At 72.2% G+C, this 16,294-nt stretch carries 12 protein-coding genes and 2 tRNA genes; 4 read left to right on the top strand and 10 right to left on the bottom strand.

The features are described 5' to 3' along the window. Nucleotides 1-6 precede the first annotated feature (6 nt). The 3 genes from PU704_RS03160 to PU704_RS03170 form a co-directional block, all read right to left on the bottom strand. The gene (locus PU704_RS03160; RefSeq protein ID WP_277550096.1) at nucleotides 7-792 is read right to left on the bottom strand and encodes an MBL fold metallo-hydrolase; all 786 of its coding nucleotides are present in this window, start codon (nucleotides 790-792) and stop codon (nucleotides 7-9) included. Continuing rightward, the gene (locus PU704_RS03165; protein ID WP_277550097.1) at nucleotides 789-1,904 is read right to left on the bottom strand and encodes an S-(hydroxymethyl)mycothiol dehydrogenase; all 1,116 of its coding nucleotides are present in this window, start codon (nucleotides 1,902-1,904) and stop codon (nucleotides 789-791) included. The genes PU704_RS03160 and PU704_RS03165 overlap by 4 nt, the downstream gene beginning before the upstream one ends. Before the next feature lie 201 nt (nucleotides 1,905-2,105). Further along, nucleotides 2,106-3,242, bottom strand: coding sequence for a YihY/virulence factor BrkB family protein (locus tag PU704_RS03170; RefSeq protein WP_277550098.1), 1,137 nt, complete (start codon nucleotides 3,240-3,242; stop codon nucleotides 2,106-2,108). 173 nt (nucleotides 3,243-3,415) lie between these two features. Here PU704_RS03170 and PU704_RS03175 point away from each other — a divergent pair, with 173 nt between their 5' ends. Beyond that, nucleotides 3,416-4,246: a transglutaminase-like domain-containing protein gene (locus PU704_RS03175; RefSeq protein ID WP_277550099.1), complete on the top strand. Its 831-nt coding sequence runs from the start codon at nucleotides 3,416-3,418 to the stop codon at nucleotides 4,244-4,246. Between the two features lie 13 nt (nucleotides 4,247-4,259). On the opposite strand, the gene PU704_RS03180 is transcribed toward PU704_RS03175, so the two are convergent. The 6 genes from PU704_RS03180 to bcp form a co-directional block, all read right to left on the bottom strand. After that, on the bottom strand, nucleotides 4,260-4,640 hold the full coding sequence (locus PU704_RS03180; protein WP_238986095.1) for a MarR family winged helix-turn-helix transcriptional regulator: 381 nt from the start codon (nucleotides 4,638-4,640) through the stop codon (nucleotides 4,260-4,262). Between the two features lie 295 nt (nucleotides 4,641-4,935). Continuing rightward, a complete protein-coding gene (locus PU704_RS03185; protein ID WP_277550100.1) occupies nucleotides 4,936-8,097 on the bottom strand; it encodes an efflux RND transporter permease subunit in 3,162 nt (1,053 codons plus the stop codon). 189 nt (nucleotides 8,098-8,286) lie between these two features. After that, nucleotides 8,287-9,771 carry a malate:quinone oxidoreductase gene (locus tag PU704_RS03190; RefSeq protein ID WP_075871532.1) on the bottom strand — a complete coding sequence of 495 codons (1,485 nt, stop codon included), beginning with the start codon at nucleotides 9,769-9,771 and terminating at the stop codon, nucleotides 8,287-8,289. A gap of 116 nt (nucleotides 9,772-9,887) precedes the next feature. Beyond that, nucleotides 9,888-11,486: an ABC transporter substrate-binding protein gene (locus tag PU704_RS03195; RefSeq protein WP_277550102.1), complete on the bottom strand. Its 1,599-nt coding sequence runs from the start codon at nucleotides 11,484-11,486 to the stop codon at nucleotides 9,888-9,890. A 110-nt stretch (nucleotides 11,487-11,596) separates the two neighbouring features. Continuing rightward, nucleotides 11,597-11,680 (bottom strand) — tRNA-Leu (locus PU704_RS03200). A gap of 35 nt (nucleotides 11,681-11,715) precedes the next feature. Continuing rightward, complete coding sequence (gene bcp / locus PU704_RS03205) at nucleotides 11,716-12,189, bottom strand: thioredoxin-dependent thiol peroxidase (RefSeq protein WP_047804517.1); 474 nt, start codon at nucleotides 12,187-12,189, stop codon at nucleotides 11,716-11,718. A gap of 210 nt (nucleotides 12,190-12,399) precedes the next feature. On the opposite strand from bcp, the gene PU704_RS03210 reads away from it, so the two are divergent. Continuing rightward, entirely contained in the window at nucleotides 12,400-12,951 is a 552-nt protein-coding gene (locus tag PU704_RS03210) for a MarR family winged helix-turn-helix transcriptional regulator (protein ID WP_277550103.1), read from the top strand. 273 nt (nucleotides 12,952-13,224) lie between these two features. Here PU704_RS03210 and PU704_RS03215 read toward each other — a convergent pair. Further along, a tRNA-Lys gene (locus PU704_RS03215) sits at nucleotides 13,225-13,300 on the bottom strand. Nucleotides 13,301-13,831: 531 nt separating this feature from the next. Here PU704_RS03215 and PU704_RS03220 point away from each other — a divergent pair. Beyond that, complete coding sequence (locus PU704_RS03220; protein ID WP_277550104.1) at nucleotides 13,832-15,724, top strand: acetolactate synthase large subunit; 1,893 nt, start codon at nucleotides 13,832-13,834, stop codon at nucleotides 15,722-15,724. Nucleotides 15,725-15,726: 2 nt separating this feature from the next. Further along, nucleotides 15,727-16,236 (top strand): acetolactate synthase small subunit, encoded by a 510-nt coding sequence (ilvN, locus tag PU704_RS03225; RefSeq protein ID WP_062734729.1) that lies wholly within the window; start codon nucleotides 15,727-15,729, stop codon nucleotides 16,234-16,236. Nucleotides 16,237-16,294: the final 58 nt, after the last annotated feature.

A 16,294-nucleotide genomic window follows, 5' to 3' on the forward strand; every position in this document is an offset into this window, starting at 1 on the left:
GGCGGCTCAGTGGCCGCGGTCGATCCACTCCTGCAGGTGCGGGGCCTCGGCCCCGATCGTGGTGGGATCCCCGTGCCCGGTGAGCACCTCGGTGCCCTCGGGCAGGGTCAGCAGCCTCTCGCGGATCGACCCGATGATCGTGCCGAAGTCGCTGTAGGAGCGGCCGGTGGCCCCGGGCCCGCCCTGGAACAGGGTGTCCCCGGAGAACACGACGCCGTGCTCCCCCAGCTCGGGGGCGGAGAAGCACACCGAGCCGGGGGAGTGCCCGGGGGTGTGCAGCACCGTGAGGCGCACGCCGCCGACGGCGAACTCCTGGCCGTCGGCGAGCTCGGCGTCGAAGGGCGTGTGCGGGTAGACCTGCTCCCACAGCACGGTGTCGTCCGGGTGCAGGTGTATCTGCGCCCCCACCTGCCCGGCGACCTCCTTCACGGACCGGATGTGGTCGTCGTGGGCGTGCGTGAGCAGGATCGCCACGACCTGTCGACCGGCCACGGCCTCCACGACCTTCTGCGGGTCGTGGGCGGGGTCGATCACCACGCACGCGTCGTCGTCGCCGACGAGCCACACGTTGTTCTCCACGTCCCAGGTGCCGCCGTCCAGGGAGAACGTGCCGGCGGTCACCAGCCGCTCCACCCGCACCTGACCGGCGGCGGGACGTGCGGGCACGGCCCCGGAGTCGTCGGGGTGCTCACGCCCGGTGTCGGGCAGGGCGTCGCCGTCGACGGCCGGGGCGGCCGGATCGGGCGCGGACGCTCCGGACGGGGAGCCGGGAGTGGGGCCGGGGGCGCTCATCGGGTGGCCTCCGGGGCCGGGGCGATCTCGACGACGGAGCGCAGGACGGTGCCGGCCTTCATCTTCGCGAAGGCCTCCTCGACGTCGCCCAGACCGATCCGCTCGCTCACGAACCCGTCGAGGTCCAGCCGGCCCAGCCGGTACTGGTCCACCAGCATCGGGAAGTCCCTGGAGGGCAGCGTGTCGCCGTACCAGGCGGACTTGATCGACCCGCCGCGCCCGAACACCTCGTCCAGCGGGATCTCCCAGGTGGTGCCCGGGGCCGGGACCCCGACCAGCACCATCCGCCCGGCCAGGTCACGGGCCTCGAAGGCCTGCTTGAAGGTCGGGCCGATGCCCACCGCGTCGATCACCAGGTCCGCGCCGTGCCCGCCGGTGAGCTCCCGGATCGCCGCCACCGGGTCCTGCTCCGTGGAGTTCACGGTGTGGGTGGCCCCGAACTTCTTCGCCGTGGCCAGCTTCTCGTCGTCGAGGTCCACCGCGATGATCGTGCTCGCCCCGGCCAGGGCGGCCCCGGCGATCGCCGCCGCCCCGACTCCGCCGCAGCCGATCACCGCCACGGACTCCCCGCGCTTCACGGCCCCGGTGTTGAGCACCGCCCCGATCCCGGCCATCACCCCGCAGCCCAGCAGCCCCACCGCGGCGTACTGGTGGTCCTGGAGCTCGCCCTCGATCTTGGTGCACTGCCCGGCGGCCACCAGGGTCTTCTCCGCGAAGGAGCCGATGCCCAGGGCCGGGGTCAGCTCGGTGCCGTCCTCCAGGGTCATCTTCTGGGTGGCGTTGTGGGTGGCGAAGCAGTACCAGGGCTCGCCCCGCCGGCAGGCCCGGCACTGCCCGCACACCGCCCGCCAGTTCAGGATCACGTGATCGCCCACGGCGACCTCCGTCACCCCCTCACCGACCGCCGAGACGATGCCCGAGGACTCGTGGCCCAGCAGGTAGGGGAAGTCCTCGCCCACCGCACCGACCTTGTAGTGCAGGTCGGTCTGGCACACCCCGCAGGTGAGCACGTCCACCAGGGCCTCGCCCGGTCCCGGGTCCGGGACCAGGATGGTCTCCAGGGTGGCCGGCTCGTTCTTCGCCTTGACGACGACTCCTCTGACCTCGTGCATGGGGAATGGTCCTTTCTGCGGACGACGTGGCGGTTCCGGTCCGGAACCCTGCTCCCCAGTCTAGGGAAGGACGTCCCGGGCGCACCGGGGGCGCGGGGCGGTCCCGGGAACGCCGCAGCGGCGACCCCGTGGCGCTGGGCCATGGTGCCGCCGCTGCGGTGCCCGCCGAACTCTCCGAGCTGTGCGGTGCGGTGCTCGGGATCAGGAGGCCGAGCTGCTGCCCTGCCGGGAGGTCCCGGAGTCCGCGGAGTTCCCGGAGGAGTCGTCGGAGGAGTAGTCGAGGTGCTCGTGCTCCAGGCGCAGCTTGCGGCCGCGGTCGATGAGCTTCTCCTCCTTCTTCTCCTGCTTGTCGATCTGGCGGGTGTCCCGCGGCGGGAGCTGGATGGTCTCCTCGGCCTTGATCCCGCCCTGGAGCTCGCGGCCGCGCTCCACCTCGGCGTCGATCTCCGCGCCCAGCAGCAGCACGTTGTTGATGATCCACAGGCCGAGCAGGAGGATGATGACGGAGCCGATGATCCCGTAGGTGGCGTTGTAGGACGCGAAGTTGACCACGTACCAGGTGAACGCGGCCGCGGCCAGGGCCGCCACGATCAGGGCGACGATCGAGCCCATGCTGATCCAGCGGAACTTCGGCTGCTCCACGTTGGGGGTGAAGTAGTAGAGGATCGCGATGAGCACGATCGCCAGGGCGACGACGACCGGCCACTTGGCGATGTTCCAGACGGTCACCGCGGTCGTGCCGAGGCCGATGAGGTCGCCCACCCACTGGGCGATGCCACCGGAGAGCAGCAGCATGAGCATGATCAGCACCACGACGAGCACCAGGACGAGGGTCACGAGGATGTTCATCGGCCGGAGCTTCCAGATCGGCCGGCCCTCCTCGACCTCGTAGATCCGGTTCATGGCCCGGCCGAACGCCCCGGTGTAGCCGGAGGCGGTCCACAGGGCGCCGAGCAGACCGGTGAACAGGGCGAGCCCGGCGCCGGTGCTGGTGGTGAGGTTGTTGATGGGCTCGCGGAGCAGCTCGACGAGCGCGTCGGGTGCGTAGTCGCTGAGGAAGTTCGTGATGGCCTGGGTGGTGGCCTCTCCCTGCCCGAACACGCCGAGCAGGGAGACGATGGCCAGGAGCGCGGGGAAGAGGGAGAGCACCGCGAAGTACGTCAGCGACGCGGCGAGGTCGGTGCAGTCGTCCTTGGAGAACTCGGAGAGCGAGCGCTTGAAGATGTAGCCCCACGCGGGCTTGCTGAGCTCGGTGGGGCTGTCCGGCTTGCGATTGTCCTCGGGGTCCGGGGCGGTCTGCTCCTTGGACCGGCTGTCCTGGGTCGTGTCCTGTGCCATCGTGCACGTCCTTCGGTCGTGGCCGCCGGATCCGGTGCCTGGGCTCGGGCCGGCGGCGGGGGCGTGTGGGGGAGGTCTCCTGCATCAGTGTACTGATGATCGAACGGGTGGGCGACAATGGTCCTGGCGGGCCGCGGGCCCGGCCGACATCCCACCTGATCAGGAGGCCCCTCGTGCCCACCACCCGGCGCACCGTCTCCGCGGAGGTCGACTTCGCGTCCGAGACCGACCACCTGGCGGTGTTCTCGCTCGCCGCCGCCCGTCTGGGCGGCGGTCCGCACCCCGGGGAGCGGCTGCGCCTGCGCGTGGACGGCGAGCCGCTGCCGCTGGAGCCGGCCGAGGACCTGCACGGCACCCGGCTGCACCTGGCCCGCGTGCCGGGCGGGACGCAGTGCACCGTCTCCTACGAGCTGGTCCTGGACGGCGCGGGGGGCCCGCCGCCGGCGGCGGCGTCCGTGGACCTGGTCCGCTACACCCGCCCGAGCCGCTTCTGCCCCTCCGACGAGATGACCGGCACCGCCGACTCCCTGTTCCCGGGAGCCCGCGGCGGTGGGTACGCGACCCTGCAGCGGGTGCGGGACTGGGTGCACGAGAATCTGGACTACGTGGCGGGCTCGTCGACGGCCACGGACACCGCCGTGCACACGTACCTGACCCGCCAGGGCGTCTGCCGCGACTACGCCCACCTGCTCGTCACCCTGCTGCGGTCCCTGGGCGTGCCGGCGCGGCTGGTGTCCGTCTACGCCCCCGGGCTGTCCCCCATGGACTTCCACGCCGTGGTCGAGGCGTGGCACGACGGCGGATGGTACATCCTCGACGCCACGGGACTGGCCCCCCGGCCGGAGTTCGTGCGGATCGCCACCGGCGCCGACGCCTCGGAGACGGCGTTCCTGACCACCCTGCAGGGGCGGATCACGCTGGGGGAGATGCGGATCGCGGCGGAGTCCACCGCCGGCACGTCCGAGGATCCCGGGGCGCGGGTCGTCCTCCCCCTGCCCGGCTGAGCGGACGGGCCGGTCAGAGGGAGTTGACGGCCTCCCGCAGGCGGTCCGCCAGCCGGGTGAGGATGCGCAGCTCCTCCGGGTCGAGCCCGGCGGACATCAGCTCGTGCACGTGCACCCGGAACTGCTCGGCGATCTGCGCCTGCATGGCCCGGCCCGCATCGGTCAGCCGGATCCGCAGGCCCCGCAGGTCCTGGGGGTCCTGCCAGCGGTGCACCAGCCCCTTGAGCTCCAGGCGTTCGAGCATCCGGCTGAGGCTGGACTGGGTGAGCAGCACGTACTCGTTGAGCTCGTTGAGCCGCATCCCCGACTCGTCGGAGCGCGACAGGTTGAACAGGACGTCGTACTCGCGGGCCGAGAGCTCCGCGAACTCGGGTTGGCGCTGGAGGCGCCGCATGACCGTCACCTGGGCCCTGAAGAGGGCCTCCCAGGCATCGGCGCTGTTCTGCACACGGTCTGTTTCTCTGCGGGGCACACGTTAATGCTACGACCGGGTTACATGGCCGGACCGGGCGCGAGTGTCCCCCTTTCGGGGGTCCCCCCACCGGGGCCGGGTGGGGCCCACCCGGGCAGCACCCTCGCACCCCGCCCTGACCAGGCCGGATGTGGCCGGTGCCTTCTCGGCCGACCGCGCAGGCTCTGTGTGGACACCAGCATTCCCTAACGCAAATGTCCACGAAAGAGCGCAGGTGTCACGCGTCGGCCAGCGCCGCGATCCGCTCCTCCCGGCGGCGGTGGCGCTCCTCCCTGCGGGCCTCCACGAGCCGGTAGAGCACCGGGACCAGCACCAGGGTCAGCAGGGTCGAGGAGATGAGCCCGCCGATGACCACCACGGCCAGGGGCTGGGAGATGAAGCTGCCCTGCCCCGTGACCCCGAGCGCCATGGGCGTCATCGCCAGGATGGTGGCCAGTGCGGTCATCACGATGGGCCGCAGGCGGCGGGTCGCGCCGCGCTCGATGGCGTCCTCCAGCGCCATGCCGTGCTCCCGCCCCCGGTACTGGTTGATGAGGTCGATCAGCACGACCGCGTTGGTCACCACGATCCCCACCAGCATGAGCACGCCCACGAGGGAGGCCAGGCCCAGGGGCACCGCGGAGACGAGCAGCGCGAGCACCGCGCCCGTGGCCGCGAAGGGGATCGAGACCAGCAGGATCAGCGGCTGGACCAGGGACTTGAACGTCGCCACCAGGACCACGTAGACGATGGCGATGGCCGCGAGCACCGCGAGGCCCAGCTGGCGGAAGGTCGTCTGCTGCTCCGTCGCGGCACCGCCGAGCTCGGCGGCCGCGCCCTGCGGGAGGTCGAGTCCGGCGAGGGCCTCCTGGACCGCGGCGCTCGTGGCGCCGAGGTCGTCGCCCGCCGGGGTGACGGCCACGGTCGCGGTGCGCTGGTCGCGGCTCGAGGTGATGGTCTCGACGGTGAGCGTCTCCTCGACATCGGCCAGGTCGTCCAGGCGCGCCACTCCGCCGGCCGTGGGCACCGGAAGGGCGCGCAGGGCCTCGACGTCCTCCACGGCGCGGCCCTCGCCGATGGTCACGGCCACGGAGTCGGCGTCCAGGTCGATGGACCCGGCCGGGACCGGGTTGACCGTTCCTGCCAGCGCCCCGGTGACCTGCTCCTCGGTCAGCCCGCGCTCGGCCGCGGCGGCCCGGTCGACGGTCACGACCACGGTGGGCTGGGTCGCGGCCAGGTTGCTCGTCACCTGCCCGGCGGAGTCGAGCCCGCGCATGGCCTCCACGACGGCGCCGTCCGCCGTGACCAGCGTGTCCTGGTCCGGGGCGCTGACGGTGATCTCCACGTCGCTGCTGGTGAACCCCTGGGCCCCCTGCACGGAGAAGTCGCCGGCGCCGTCCAGGGCGTCCAGCTGCTCGCCCACGCTCCTGCGCAGCTGCTGCTGGTCGACCTCGGCGTCCGTCGTCACGGAGAAGGTGGCGCTGTTGCTTCCGCTGCCGGGCATGAACGCGGAGAAGCCGCCGCCGGTGCCCATGGTGACCTGGACGTCCTCGATGCCCTCGGTCGAGGCGAGCACCTCCTCGGCGCGGGACGCCTGCTCGGAGGTCACGGCCAGGGCGGTCCCGGCCGGGAGGTCCTGCTCGATCGTCATGGTGTTCTGTCCCGTGTCCCCCAGCAGGTTCGTGGGCAGCACCGGCAGCAGGGCGGCCGTGCCCGCGAGGACCAGCACGCTCACCCCGACCGTCGCCCACGGGTGCCGCTGGGTGCCGCGCAGCACCGGGAGGTAGCCGCGGGCCAGACGGGTGGGCGCCTCGGCGCCGGTGGACGACCAGGGCGCCGTCCGGGCGGAAGCCGTGCGGGAGCGGCGCCGGGCCAGGCGCGGATCGCGCAGGAACCAGTACGCCAGGACCGGCACGATCGTCAGGGACACCACCAGGGAGGACAGCAGGGCGATGGTCGTGGTGAGCGCGAACGGCCGGAACAGCTCACCCGTCACGTCGCCCACGAAGGCGATCGGCACGAACACCGCCACGGTGATCAGCGTCGAGGCGGTGATCGCCCCGGAGACCTCGCGCACCGCGGTGAGGATGGCCCGGCGCTTCGCGTTGGCGGGGTCCGTGCGCAGGTCCACCGTCCCGTAGTGGCGCTTGATGTTCTCGATCACCACGATGGAGTCGTCCACCACACGTCCCACGGACAGCGTGATCGCGGCGAGGGTCAGGAGGTTGAGCGAGTAGCCCAGGGCGCTGATGCCGATGAACGTGGCCAACAGGGACAGCGGGATGGAGATCGCCGTGACCAGGGTCGAGCGCAGGGACGCCAGGAACACCAGGATGACGAGGACGGCGAAGGCCAGGCCCAGGAGGCCCTCCACGGTGAGGTCCTCGATGGACTGCTCGATGTAGGGTGCCTGGTCGAAGACGGTCGTGATCCGGGCGCCGTTGCCCAGGTCCTCCTCGAGCCGGGGAACCATCTCCTCGACGGCCCGGGAGATCCCCACGGTGTCCCCGTCCGGGGTCTTCGTGACGGACACGGCGAGGGTCGGCTCACCGTTGGTGCGCGTGATCGAGGTCTGCTCCTGGTCGGCGAGCTGCACGGTGGCCACCTCGCCGATGGTGGTCGTCCCGGCGGCACCGGAGGCGTCCTCGGGGGTGTCCTCGGAGCGGGGGAGGGGGACGTTGCGCACGGCCTCGAGGGAGTCCAGCGGGGAGCCGGCCTGGACGGGGACGCTCGTGGCGCCGTCCTCGACCGTGCCCACCGGCACGAGCCCACCGCTCTCCTCCAGTGCGGTGCGGAGGTCGGCGGGAGTGGCCCCGGCGCGGGCGAGCTGCGCCTGGTCCGGCAGGATCGACACGACCTGCTCCGGGGCCCCGCTGACCTCGGCCGAGCGCACGCCGTCGATCTTCTGCAGGTCCGGGACCGTGAGCCGCTCCAGGTCCGCGGCCAGCGGGCTGAGCGCCTCGTCGGAGGACACGGCGAGGAAGACGATAGGGAAGTCCGCGACGGACCCGGCGAAGGCGGTGGGCTCGACGTCCTCCGGCAGCTGCGTCTCGACGTTGGACACGGCCCGCTCCACCTGGTTGCGGGCCCGGTCCAGGTCGGTGCCGTACTCGAAGCCGAGCTGGATCTCGGACAGCCCGCTGCGCGAGGTGGACGTGGAGCTCTCCAGGCCCTCCACGATGTTCAGGGCGCGCTCCAGCGGCCGGCCCACCTGCTCGTCGACCACCTCGGCCGAGGACCCCGGCATCACCGAGACCACGCTGATCACGGGGATCTCCAGGGAGGGGATGAGCTCCTGCTTCATGGAGCGCATGCTGAGCACGCCGAAAACGGCCACGAAGACCGTGATGAGCACGATCAGGGCGCGGTTGGCCATTGAGGCGCGGGCGAGGAGAAACACGCGTGCTCCTAGGGGAGGGACGGTCGAGGGCGCCCCGGGGAGGCCGGGAGCGGGCGCTCCTCAGCGTACCGCCGGAATCCGACAGGGGGCCGGGACCGTCCGTGCCGGCACCGGGCGGGGGTGGGCACGCCGCGAGCCCCGGACCGGCGGGTCCGGGGCCCGCGGCGTGCGTGCCGGGCCGGCGCGGGGTCAGCCGATGCCGAGCACCTGGGCGGTGCGGCCCATGACCTCGTCCGCGAGCTGCGGGTGGTCGTTGAGGGTGACGCCGTAGGAGGGGATCAGCTCCTTCAGGCGGCCCTCCCACCCGGAGATCCGCCCCGGGAAGGACTTGGCCAGCAGGTTGAGCATGATGGGCACGGCCGTGGAGGCACCCGGGGACGCCCCCAGCAGGCCGGCGATGGAGCCGTCGGCGGCGGTGATGAGCTCGGTGCCGAACTGCAGCACGCCGCCCTTCTCCTTGTCCCGCTTCATCACCTGCACCCGCTGGCCGGCCTCGACGAGCTCCCACTGGGAGCCGTCGGCGGTCGGGTAGAACTGCTGCAGCGCCTCGACGCGCTGCCCCTTGGTCTTGGCCAGCTCGCTCAGCAGGTACTTCACGAGGTCCAGGTTCGCCAGGCCGGCACGGGTCATGGGGTAGAGGTTGTGCGGGCGCACGGACAGCGGCAGGTCGAGGAACGAGCCCTGCTTGAGGAAGTTGGGCTTGAAGCCGCCGTAGGGGCCGAAGAGCAGGGCGCGCCGGCCGTGCTCGTACCGGGTGTCCAGGTGCGGCACGGACATGGGGGGAGCCCCCACGGAGGCCTGGCCGTAGACCTTGGCGTTGTGCTGGGAGGCCACGTTCTCGTCGGTGTTGCGCAGCCACAGGCCCGAGACCGGGAAACCGCCGTAGCCCTTGGCCTCGCGGATGCCGGACTTCTGCAGCAGCGGCAGGGCGCCGCCGCCGGCGCCCACGAAGACGAACTTGGCCCGGATCAGGCGGTGGCCCTCGGCGTTGAGCCGGTTCTTGACCTCGGCCACCCACGTGCCGTCGCTCTGCCGGTCGAGGTCCACGACCTGCTGGCCGTAGCGGACCTCGCCGCCCCGGGCCTGCAGGTGGGCGACCTGCTGCCGGGTCAGCTCGCCGAAGTCGACGTCGGTGCCCTCCGGGGACCAGGAGGCGGCCACCCGCCCGGCGCCCCGGCCGTGCATGGTCAGGGGCGCCCAGCCGGCGATCCTGTCCCGGTCCTCGGTGTACTCCATGCGCTCGAAGAGCTTGTTCGGCTTCAGCGCCTCGTAGCGGCGCCGCAGGTAGTCGCTGTGGGCGTCGCCGAAGACCAGGGACATGTGCGGCACGGGGTTGATGAAGGTGCGCGGGTCCTGCAGCTTGCCCTCGGACACGAGGGAGGCCCAGAACTGGCGGGAGAGCTGGAACTGCTCGTTGATGCTCAGCGACTTGGCCGGGTTCACCGAGCCGTCGGCGGCCTGCGGGGCGTAGTTCAGCTCGCACAGCGCGGAGTGGCCCGTGCCGGCGTTGTTCCAGACGTTGGAGCTCTCCGCGCCCACCTGGTCCAGGCGCTCCAGCAGCGTGATGTCCCACTGCGGCTCGAGCTCCTTGAGGAACACGCCGAGGGTGGCGCTCATGACGCCGCCCCCGATCAGGAGGACGTCGGTCGATTCCGTTGCCTGAGGTGATGTCACAGTCGATGCTCCCGTAGAACGCCCGGCGCTGACGCTGCGCCGGTGAGTGGTCGGGACTCAGACTAACGCCACGCCCGGACGATTCCCGAATGGCACCGGGCGGTCGGCGGCCGGGCTCAGCGCGCGGGGTCGAGGCGGACCCGGTTGAACTCCTCGTAGCCGGTGGAGGTCAGCGGGAACGACGTGACGGAGTCGTCGACGGCCACGGCCGAGATCGGGTGGGCCAGCGGGACGGCCGGCAGCAGACGGGAGAGGCGGTCGTTGATCGACGCGTAGGCGCGGGTGCGCTCCTCGCCGTCGGGCAGGGCCGCCGCGCGGTCGACCGCCCGGAACAGCGAGGCGTTGTCGATCCCGAACTCGCCGCTGGGCCCGCCGAAGAGCGCCCCCATGAAGTAGTCCGGATCCCGGTAGCCGCCGTTCCAGCCCAGCAGGTGCAGGGCGTGGTCGCCGTCCGGGTCCTGGACCTGCTGGACGTACCCGTCCGTCCAGTCCACCGGCACGGGCTCGATCACGAAGCCCGCCCGGACCAGCTGGGCCGCGATGTCGGCGTAGACCTTCTCGGGCTCCTGCATGTACGTGCGGGACGTGTGGCGCGGGTAGTAGAAGCGCAGCGGCTCCCCGTCGTAGGAGGACTGTGCGAGCAGCTCCCGCGCCCGCTGCGGGTTGTAGGAGGGCACCTGCAGGTCCGTCCCGTCCATCGCGAAGCGGGCCGGGAGGAACTGGTCGGCGACCCGGGTGCCGTCGGGATAGTGCTCGCGCACTATGGCGCCCCGGTCCACCGCGGCGGCGATCGCCTCCCGCACCTCCGGGTCGTCGAGCGGGGGCACGCTCTGGTTGATGCCGAGGTAGGAGACCGAGTACGGGTCACGCTGGAAGACCTGGACGCCCTCCCGGGCCAGCGGGGCGAAGGAGTCCAGGCCCACCTGGTCGTAGCCGTCCACCTGGCCCAGGCGCAGGGCGACGTAGCGCAGCTCGGGCTCGGCTACGGTGCGGAACTCGAGGGTGCCGATGTCCCCGAGCTCCCCCCAGTAGCCGGGATCGGCCCGGAGCACCACGCGGGTGCCGTCCCCGGACTCGTAGCGGAACGGGCCGGTCCCCACGGGGTGGGTCTCCTGGGTGCCGGCCGCCAGGGCCTCCGGGGAGGCGATGCCGAAGGCCGGCTGCGTCAGCGCCCGCAGCACGGGCGTGCGGGCGGCGGCCAGGGACAGCTCCAGGGAGGAGGGCGATTCCACGGTGCAGCCCTCGTACAGCGTCCCGCCGTCGGCGGCGCGGAAGACCGTCGCGAAGGAGGTCCGCTGCCCGGCGGCGGCCAGGGACTCCCAGCGCTCGAAGTTCGCGCAGACCGCCTCCGCGTCCAGGACGGTGCCGTCGTGGAAGCGCACCCCGTCGCGCAGCTCGAAGGTGTAGGTCAGCCCGTCCGCCGAGCGCTGCCAGGACGTGGCGAGCGCCGGCACGGGCTCGCCCGTCGACGGGTCCGCCCGTACCAGGCCCTCCAGCATCTGGGCCGCGATCCGCGAGGTCTCCACGGTGCTGACCACCGCCGGGTCCAGGGTGGGCGCCGCCGCCGCGTTGGCGAAGACGAACGTGGCCTGCGGCACCGAGCGGGAGGCCGTGGGGGCGGGCGAGCCGTCGCCGGGTGCGCACGCGCTCACGGCGAGCAGCCCCGCGCAGAGCGCGAGGGCGGCCGCGGTGCGGGGAACTCGCCTGGTCGCCATGGGTCCTTCGTGGCCGGCCGGACCGGCCGGCGGGGTGGTCGTGGTCGTGGAGGCCGCCGTGCTGATCGTCGTCGGCCGGGTCGTGCTCGGGCCCGGGCGGGGCCGTGGGGTGCGCGAGGCGGGACTCGAACCCGCACGCCGGTCAGGGCACAGGAACCTAAATCCTGCGTGTCTGCCAGTTCCACCACTCGCGCCGAGGGGCCCGTCCGGGCCCCCGTTCATCCTAGCGTCAGGCGTCGAGCCCGAGGTCCCGGCGCAGCTTCGCCACGTGTCCCGTCGCACGGACGTTGTACTGCGCGAGCTCCACGTCCCCCTCCGGGCCGACCACCACGGTCGAGCGCACGAGACCCTCGTAGGTCTTGCCGTAGTTCTTCTTCTCGCCCCAGGCCCCGTACGCCTCGGCGACCCGGTGGTCGGCATCGGAGAGCAGGGGGAACGTCAGGGCCTCGGCGTCGGCGAACCGGGCCAGCGCCTCCGGGCCGTCGGGGGAGATGCCGACGACGGCGAAGCCGTCCGCGGCGAAGCGCTCCAGGCTGTCGCGGAAGTCGCACGCCTGCGTGGTGCAGCCGGGCGTGGAGGCCTTGGGGTAGAAGTAGACGACCACGCGGCGCCCGCGGTGGTCGGCGAGCGAGACGGGCCGGCCCTGCGCGTCGGGCAGGGTGAAGTCGGGGGCCTTCCGGCCGGGTTCGAGACGTGCCGCCATGAACGGTTCCTCCATGCTGTCGTGCTGTGCTGTGCTGTGCTGTGCGGGCGGTGCCCGGACCACGAAGACTACCGGCGGTTCCCGGGGGGCCGCTGGACGGGTCAGTGGGCGGCACCCCGAGGCCCCCCGGTGTCCACGCGCGGCGAAATGCTCATAAGTTTGCTTAGCATGATGCTGTAATCGGCGTTCCGGGTCGGTAGACTGCTTTTCATGCCTTTCACCACTCAATGGCCCACCAACAGACTGCTCTCCACGGCGGCACGTCTCGTGGAGCACGCCTGGAACGAGCGCCTGGCCACGCTCGGCGTCACCCATGCGGGCGTCATGGCCCTCGACGTGCTGCAGACCGCGGGGAGCATGACGCAGGCCCAGCTGGCGCACCGCGTCCGGGTGCAGGCGCAGACCATGGGCAAGACGCTGCACCGGCTCGAGCTGCACGGGCACGTCACCCGCTCGAAGAACGTGCGGGACCGCCGCAGCCACCTGGTGTCGATCACCCCGGAGGGGCAGCGCATCCTCGAGGCCGCCACGCAGCTCGAGGACGACCTGGTGGGGGACGGCCTGCTCACCGACGAGAGCCTGCGCCGCACCCTGGCCGACATCATCACCACCCTCGGCGGCGCCCGCTGGAAGCTGCGGGTGGAGCCCGACGGAACCGTCACCGACGCCGGTTCCGCCGGTGCGCCCCCGGCCGCCCAGGAGATCGAGGTGGACGACGCGGTGGAGCGCGAGACCGTGGCCCAGGGCGACACCACGCCCTGAGCCGGTCGGCGCCGCCCGCGGCCCACCGGCCGGGAGGCGGGGCGACGCGGCTTTCGCACCGCCGCGCGCGGCCACGAGGGCAGGGCCGCGCCGAGGACGCCCGGGGCACGGTCGTGGCCCCGGGCGCTGTCGTGTCCGGACCGGCGCGCCCGGCCTGGGGGCCGGCAAGCGCCCCGGGTCGGAGAGATGGGCAGCGTCCGGTCCCGGCGCGGTGCACGGTCCCGGGAACGACGAGAGGCCCTGCCGCGTGCTGACGCGGCAGGGCCTCTGCTGTGGTGCGCCCCCTCGGACTCGAACCGAGAACCCATTGATTAAGAGTCAATTGCTCTGCCAATTGAGCTAGGGGCGCGTGGTGCTGCGGCAGAAACAGTAGCACGACCCGGCCCGTGGGCCGAATCGGACCGGCCGGCTCACGCCGTGCTCCGCCTCGCAACGAGAAAGTACTCTACCACCTCACGGCGGCTTGTCCATTTCGCCCGGGCCGCCGCGGGCCGTACCGGATCCGCCGCACGGCGCGTGCGGCCGGCACGCGGTGCGGAGCCGGCCGCTGCTCCGGCGGCAGGAGGGCGGCCCCGCCGGGGCTGTCGCGGGCGCGCGGCGAGCGCCCCGGCGTGCGCTGTCTCACATGGTGGGACGAGCCGTCCGAAGATTGACACGCCCGGGCGGGCGGCAGAGCATGGAGCCATGCAACTCAGCCACGGTGTCGTCCAGCTCACGGTACGCGTCCTCGTCGGACGCGGGGCCTGAGCCGACGACCGGTCGAGCGCACGGGCCCTGTCGCACCACCCGGTGCAGCGAGGGCCCTTTTTCTTGCCCGGCGCCATCGGGGACGCGACCGCAGGAGCCGGAACAGAACCACCGACACCAGAAGGACAGTGACATGAGCAAGGGACAGCCGATCAGCCCGGCGCTGATGGCCACCAAGCGGGTGGACACCGCCGCCGACCACCGGCCTCCGGGCGCCCGCGAGCACGTCGTCCCGGCCGCCCCGGCCGTCCACGGGCCCGGCAACACCGTGCCGCCCATGCAGATGACCGGTTCCCAGGCCGTCATCCGGTCCCTGGAGGAGCTCGGGGTGACCGACGTGTTCGGCCTGCCCGGCGGCGCCATCCTGCCGACCTACGACCCGCTGATGGACACCGACAAGATCAACCACATCCTGGTCCGGCACGAGCAGGGCGCCGGCCACGCCGCCGAGGGCTACGCCCTGGCCTCCGGGCGGGTGGGCGTGTGCATCGCGACCTCCGGCCCCGGGGCGACGAACCTCGTCACGGCGATCGCGGACGCGCACATGGACTCCATCCCCATGGTCGCCATCACCGGGCAGGTGTCCTCGAAGGTCATCGGCTCCGACGCCTTCCAGGAGGCCGACATCGTGGGGATGACGATGCCGATCACCAAGCACTCCTACCTGGTGACGCAGGCGGAGGAGATCCCGCGGGTGCTCGCCGAGGCCTTCCACCTCGCCTCGACCGGCCGGCCCGGTCCCGTGCTCGTGGACATCGCCAAGGACGCCCAGCAGGACACCATGACGTTCTCCTGGCCGCCGCGGATGGACCTGCCCGGCTACCGCCCCGTCACCCGAGGGCACGCCAAGCAGGTGCGGGAGGCCGCCAAGCTCGTCGCGGCCGCCCAGCGCCCGGTGCTCTACGTGGGCGGCGGGACGATGCGCGCCGACGCGGCGGCCGAGCTCGCCGAGCTGGCGGAGCTCACCGGCGCCCCGGTGGTGACCACGCTGACCGCGCGCGGGGTGTTCCCCGACTCCCACGAGCAGAACCTCGGCATGCCCGGGATGCACGGCACCGTCCCGGCCGTGTACGCGATGCAGCAGGCCGACCTGCTGGTGACGCTGGGCGCGCGCTTCGACGACCGGGTCACCGGTCACCTGGAGACCTTCGCCCCCACCGCCCGGATCATCCACGCGGACATCGACCCCGCCGAGATCTCCAAGAACCGCACCGCCGACGTCCCGATCGTGGGCGACGTCAAGGAGATCATCCCGGACCTGGTCGGTGCCGTGCGCCAGGAGTTCGAGCGCGGCGGCGCGCCGGACCTCTCCGCATGGTGGACCACGCTGAGCGGCCTGCAGGCCACCTATCCGCTCGGCTACCCGAAGCCCGCCGACGGGCTGGGCTCTCCGCAGCACGTGATCGAGCGGATCTCCGCCCTGACCGGCCCCGAGGCCGTCTACGCGTCGGGCGTGGGCCAGCACCAGATGTGGAGCTCCCACTTCGTGCGCTACGAGCGGCCCCGCCAGTGGCTGAACTCCGCCGGCCTGGGCACCATGGGCTTCGCCGTGCCCGCCGCGATGGGCGCGAAGGTCTCCCAGCCGGACCGCGTGGTGTGGGCGATCGACGGCGACGGCTGCTTCCAGATGACCAACCAGGAGCTCGCCACCTGCACGATCAACAACATCCCGATCAAGGTGGCCGTGATCAACAACTCCTCGCTGGGCATGGTGCGCCAGTGGCAGACCCTGTTCTACGACGGCCGGTACTCCAACACCGACCTGAACACCGGCCACGACAGCATCATGGTGCCCGACTTCGTCAAGCTCGCCGAGGCCTACGGGTGCGCCGCCCTGCGCTGCACCCGGGACGAGGACGTGGACGACGTCATCCGCCAGGCCCTCGAGATCAACGACCGCCCCGTGGTGATCGACTTCGTGGTCTCCGCCGACGCGATGGTGTGGCCGATGGTGCCCGCCGGCGTGTCCAACGACCAGATCCAGATCGCCCGCAACATGACTCCCGACTGGGACGAGGAGGACTGACCATGAGCCGACACACCCTCTCCGTGCTGGTCGAGGACAAGCCCGGCGTGCTCACCCGCGTGGCCGGGCTGTTCGCCCGCCGCGCCTTCAACATCGACTCGCTCGCCGTGGGACCCACGGAGCTCGACGGCGTCTCCCGCATCACCGTGGTGGTGGACGCCGAGGGCGAGCTGCTCGAGCAGGTGACGAAGCAGCTGAACAAGCTGATCAACGTCATCAAGATCGTCGAGCTCACCACCGACTCGTCGGTGCAGCGTGACCACATCATGGTCAAGGTGCGCGCCGATGCCGCGACCCGTCTGCAGGTCACCCAAGCCGCAGACCTGTTCCGGGCCACCGTTGTCGACGTCTCCACCGAGTCGCTCGTCATCGAGGCCACCGGCGCCCCGGACAAGCTCCGGGCGCTGCTCGACATCCTGGAGCCGTTCGGCGTCCGGGAGATCGTCCGGGCCGGTACGCTGGCCCTCGGACGTGGTCCCAAGTCGATGAGCGACCGCGCCCTGCGCCACTGACGCCCCCGGGCGGCGGTGCCCCGGGCGCCGGCCCACAGACACCCCAACCACCTCGCGG

This window comes from Kocuria oceani (assembly GCF_029524215.1).
Lineage (GTDB): Bacteria > Actinomycetota > Actinomycetes > Actinomycetales > Micrococcaceae > Kocuria > Kocuria oceani.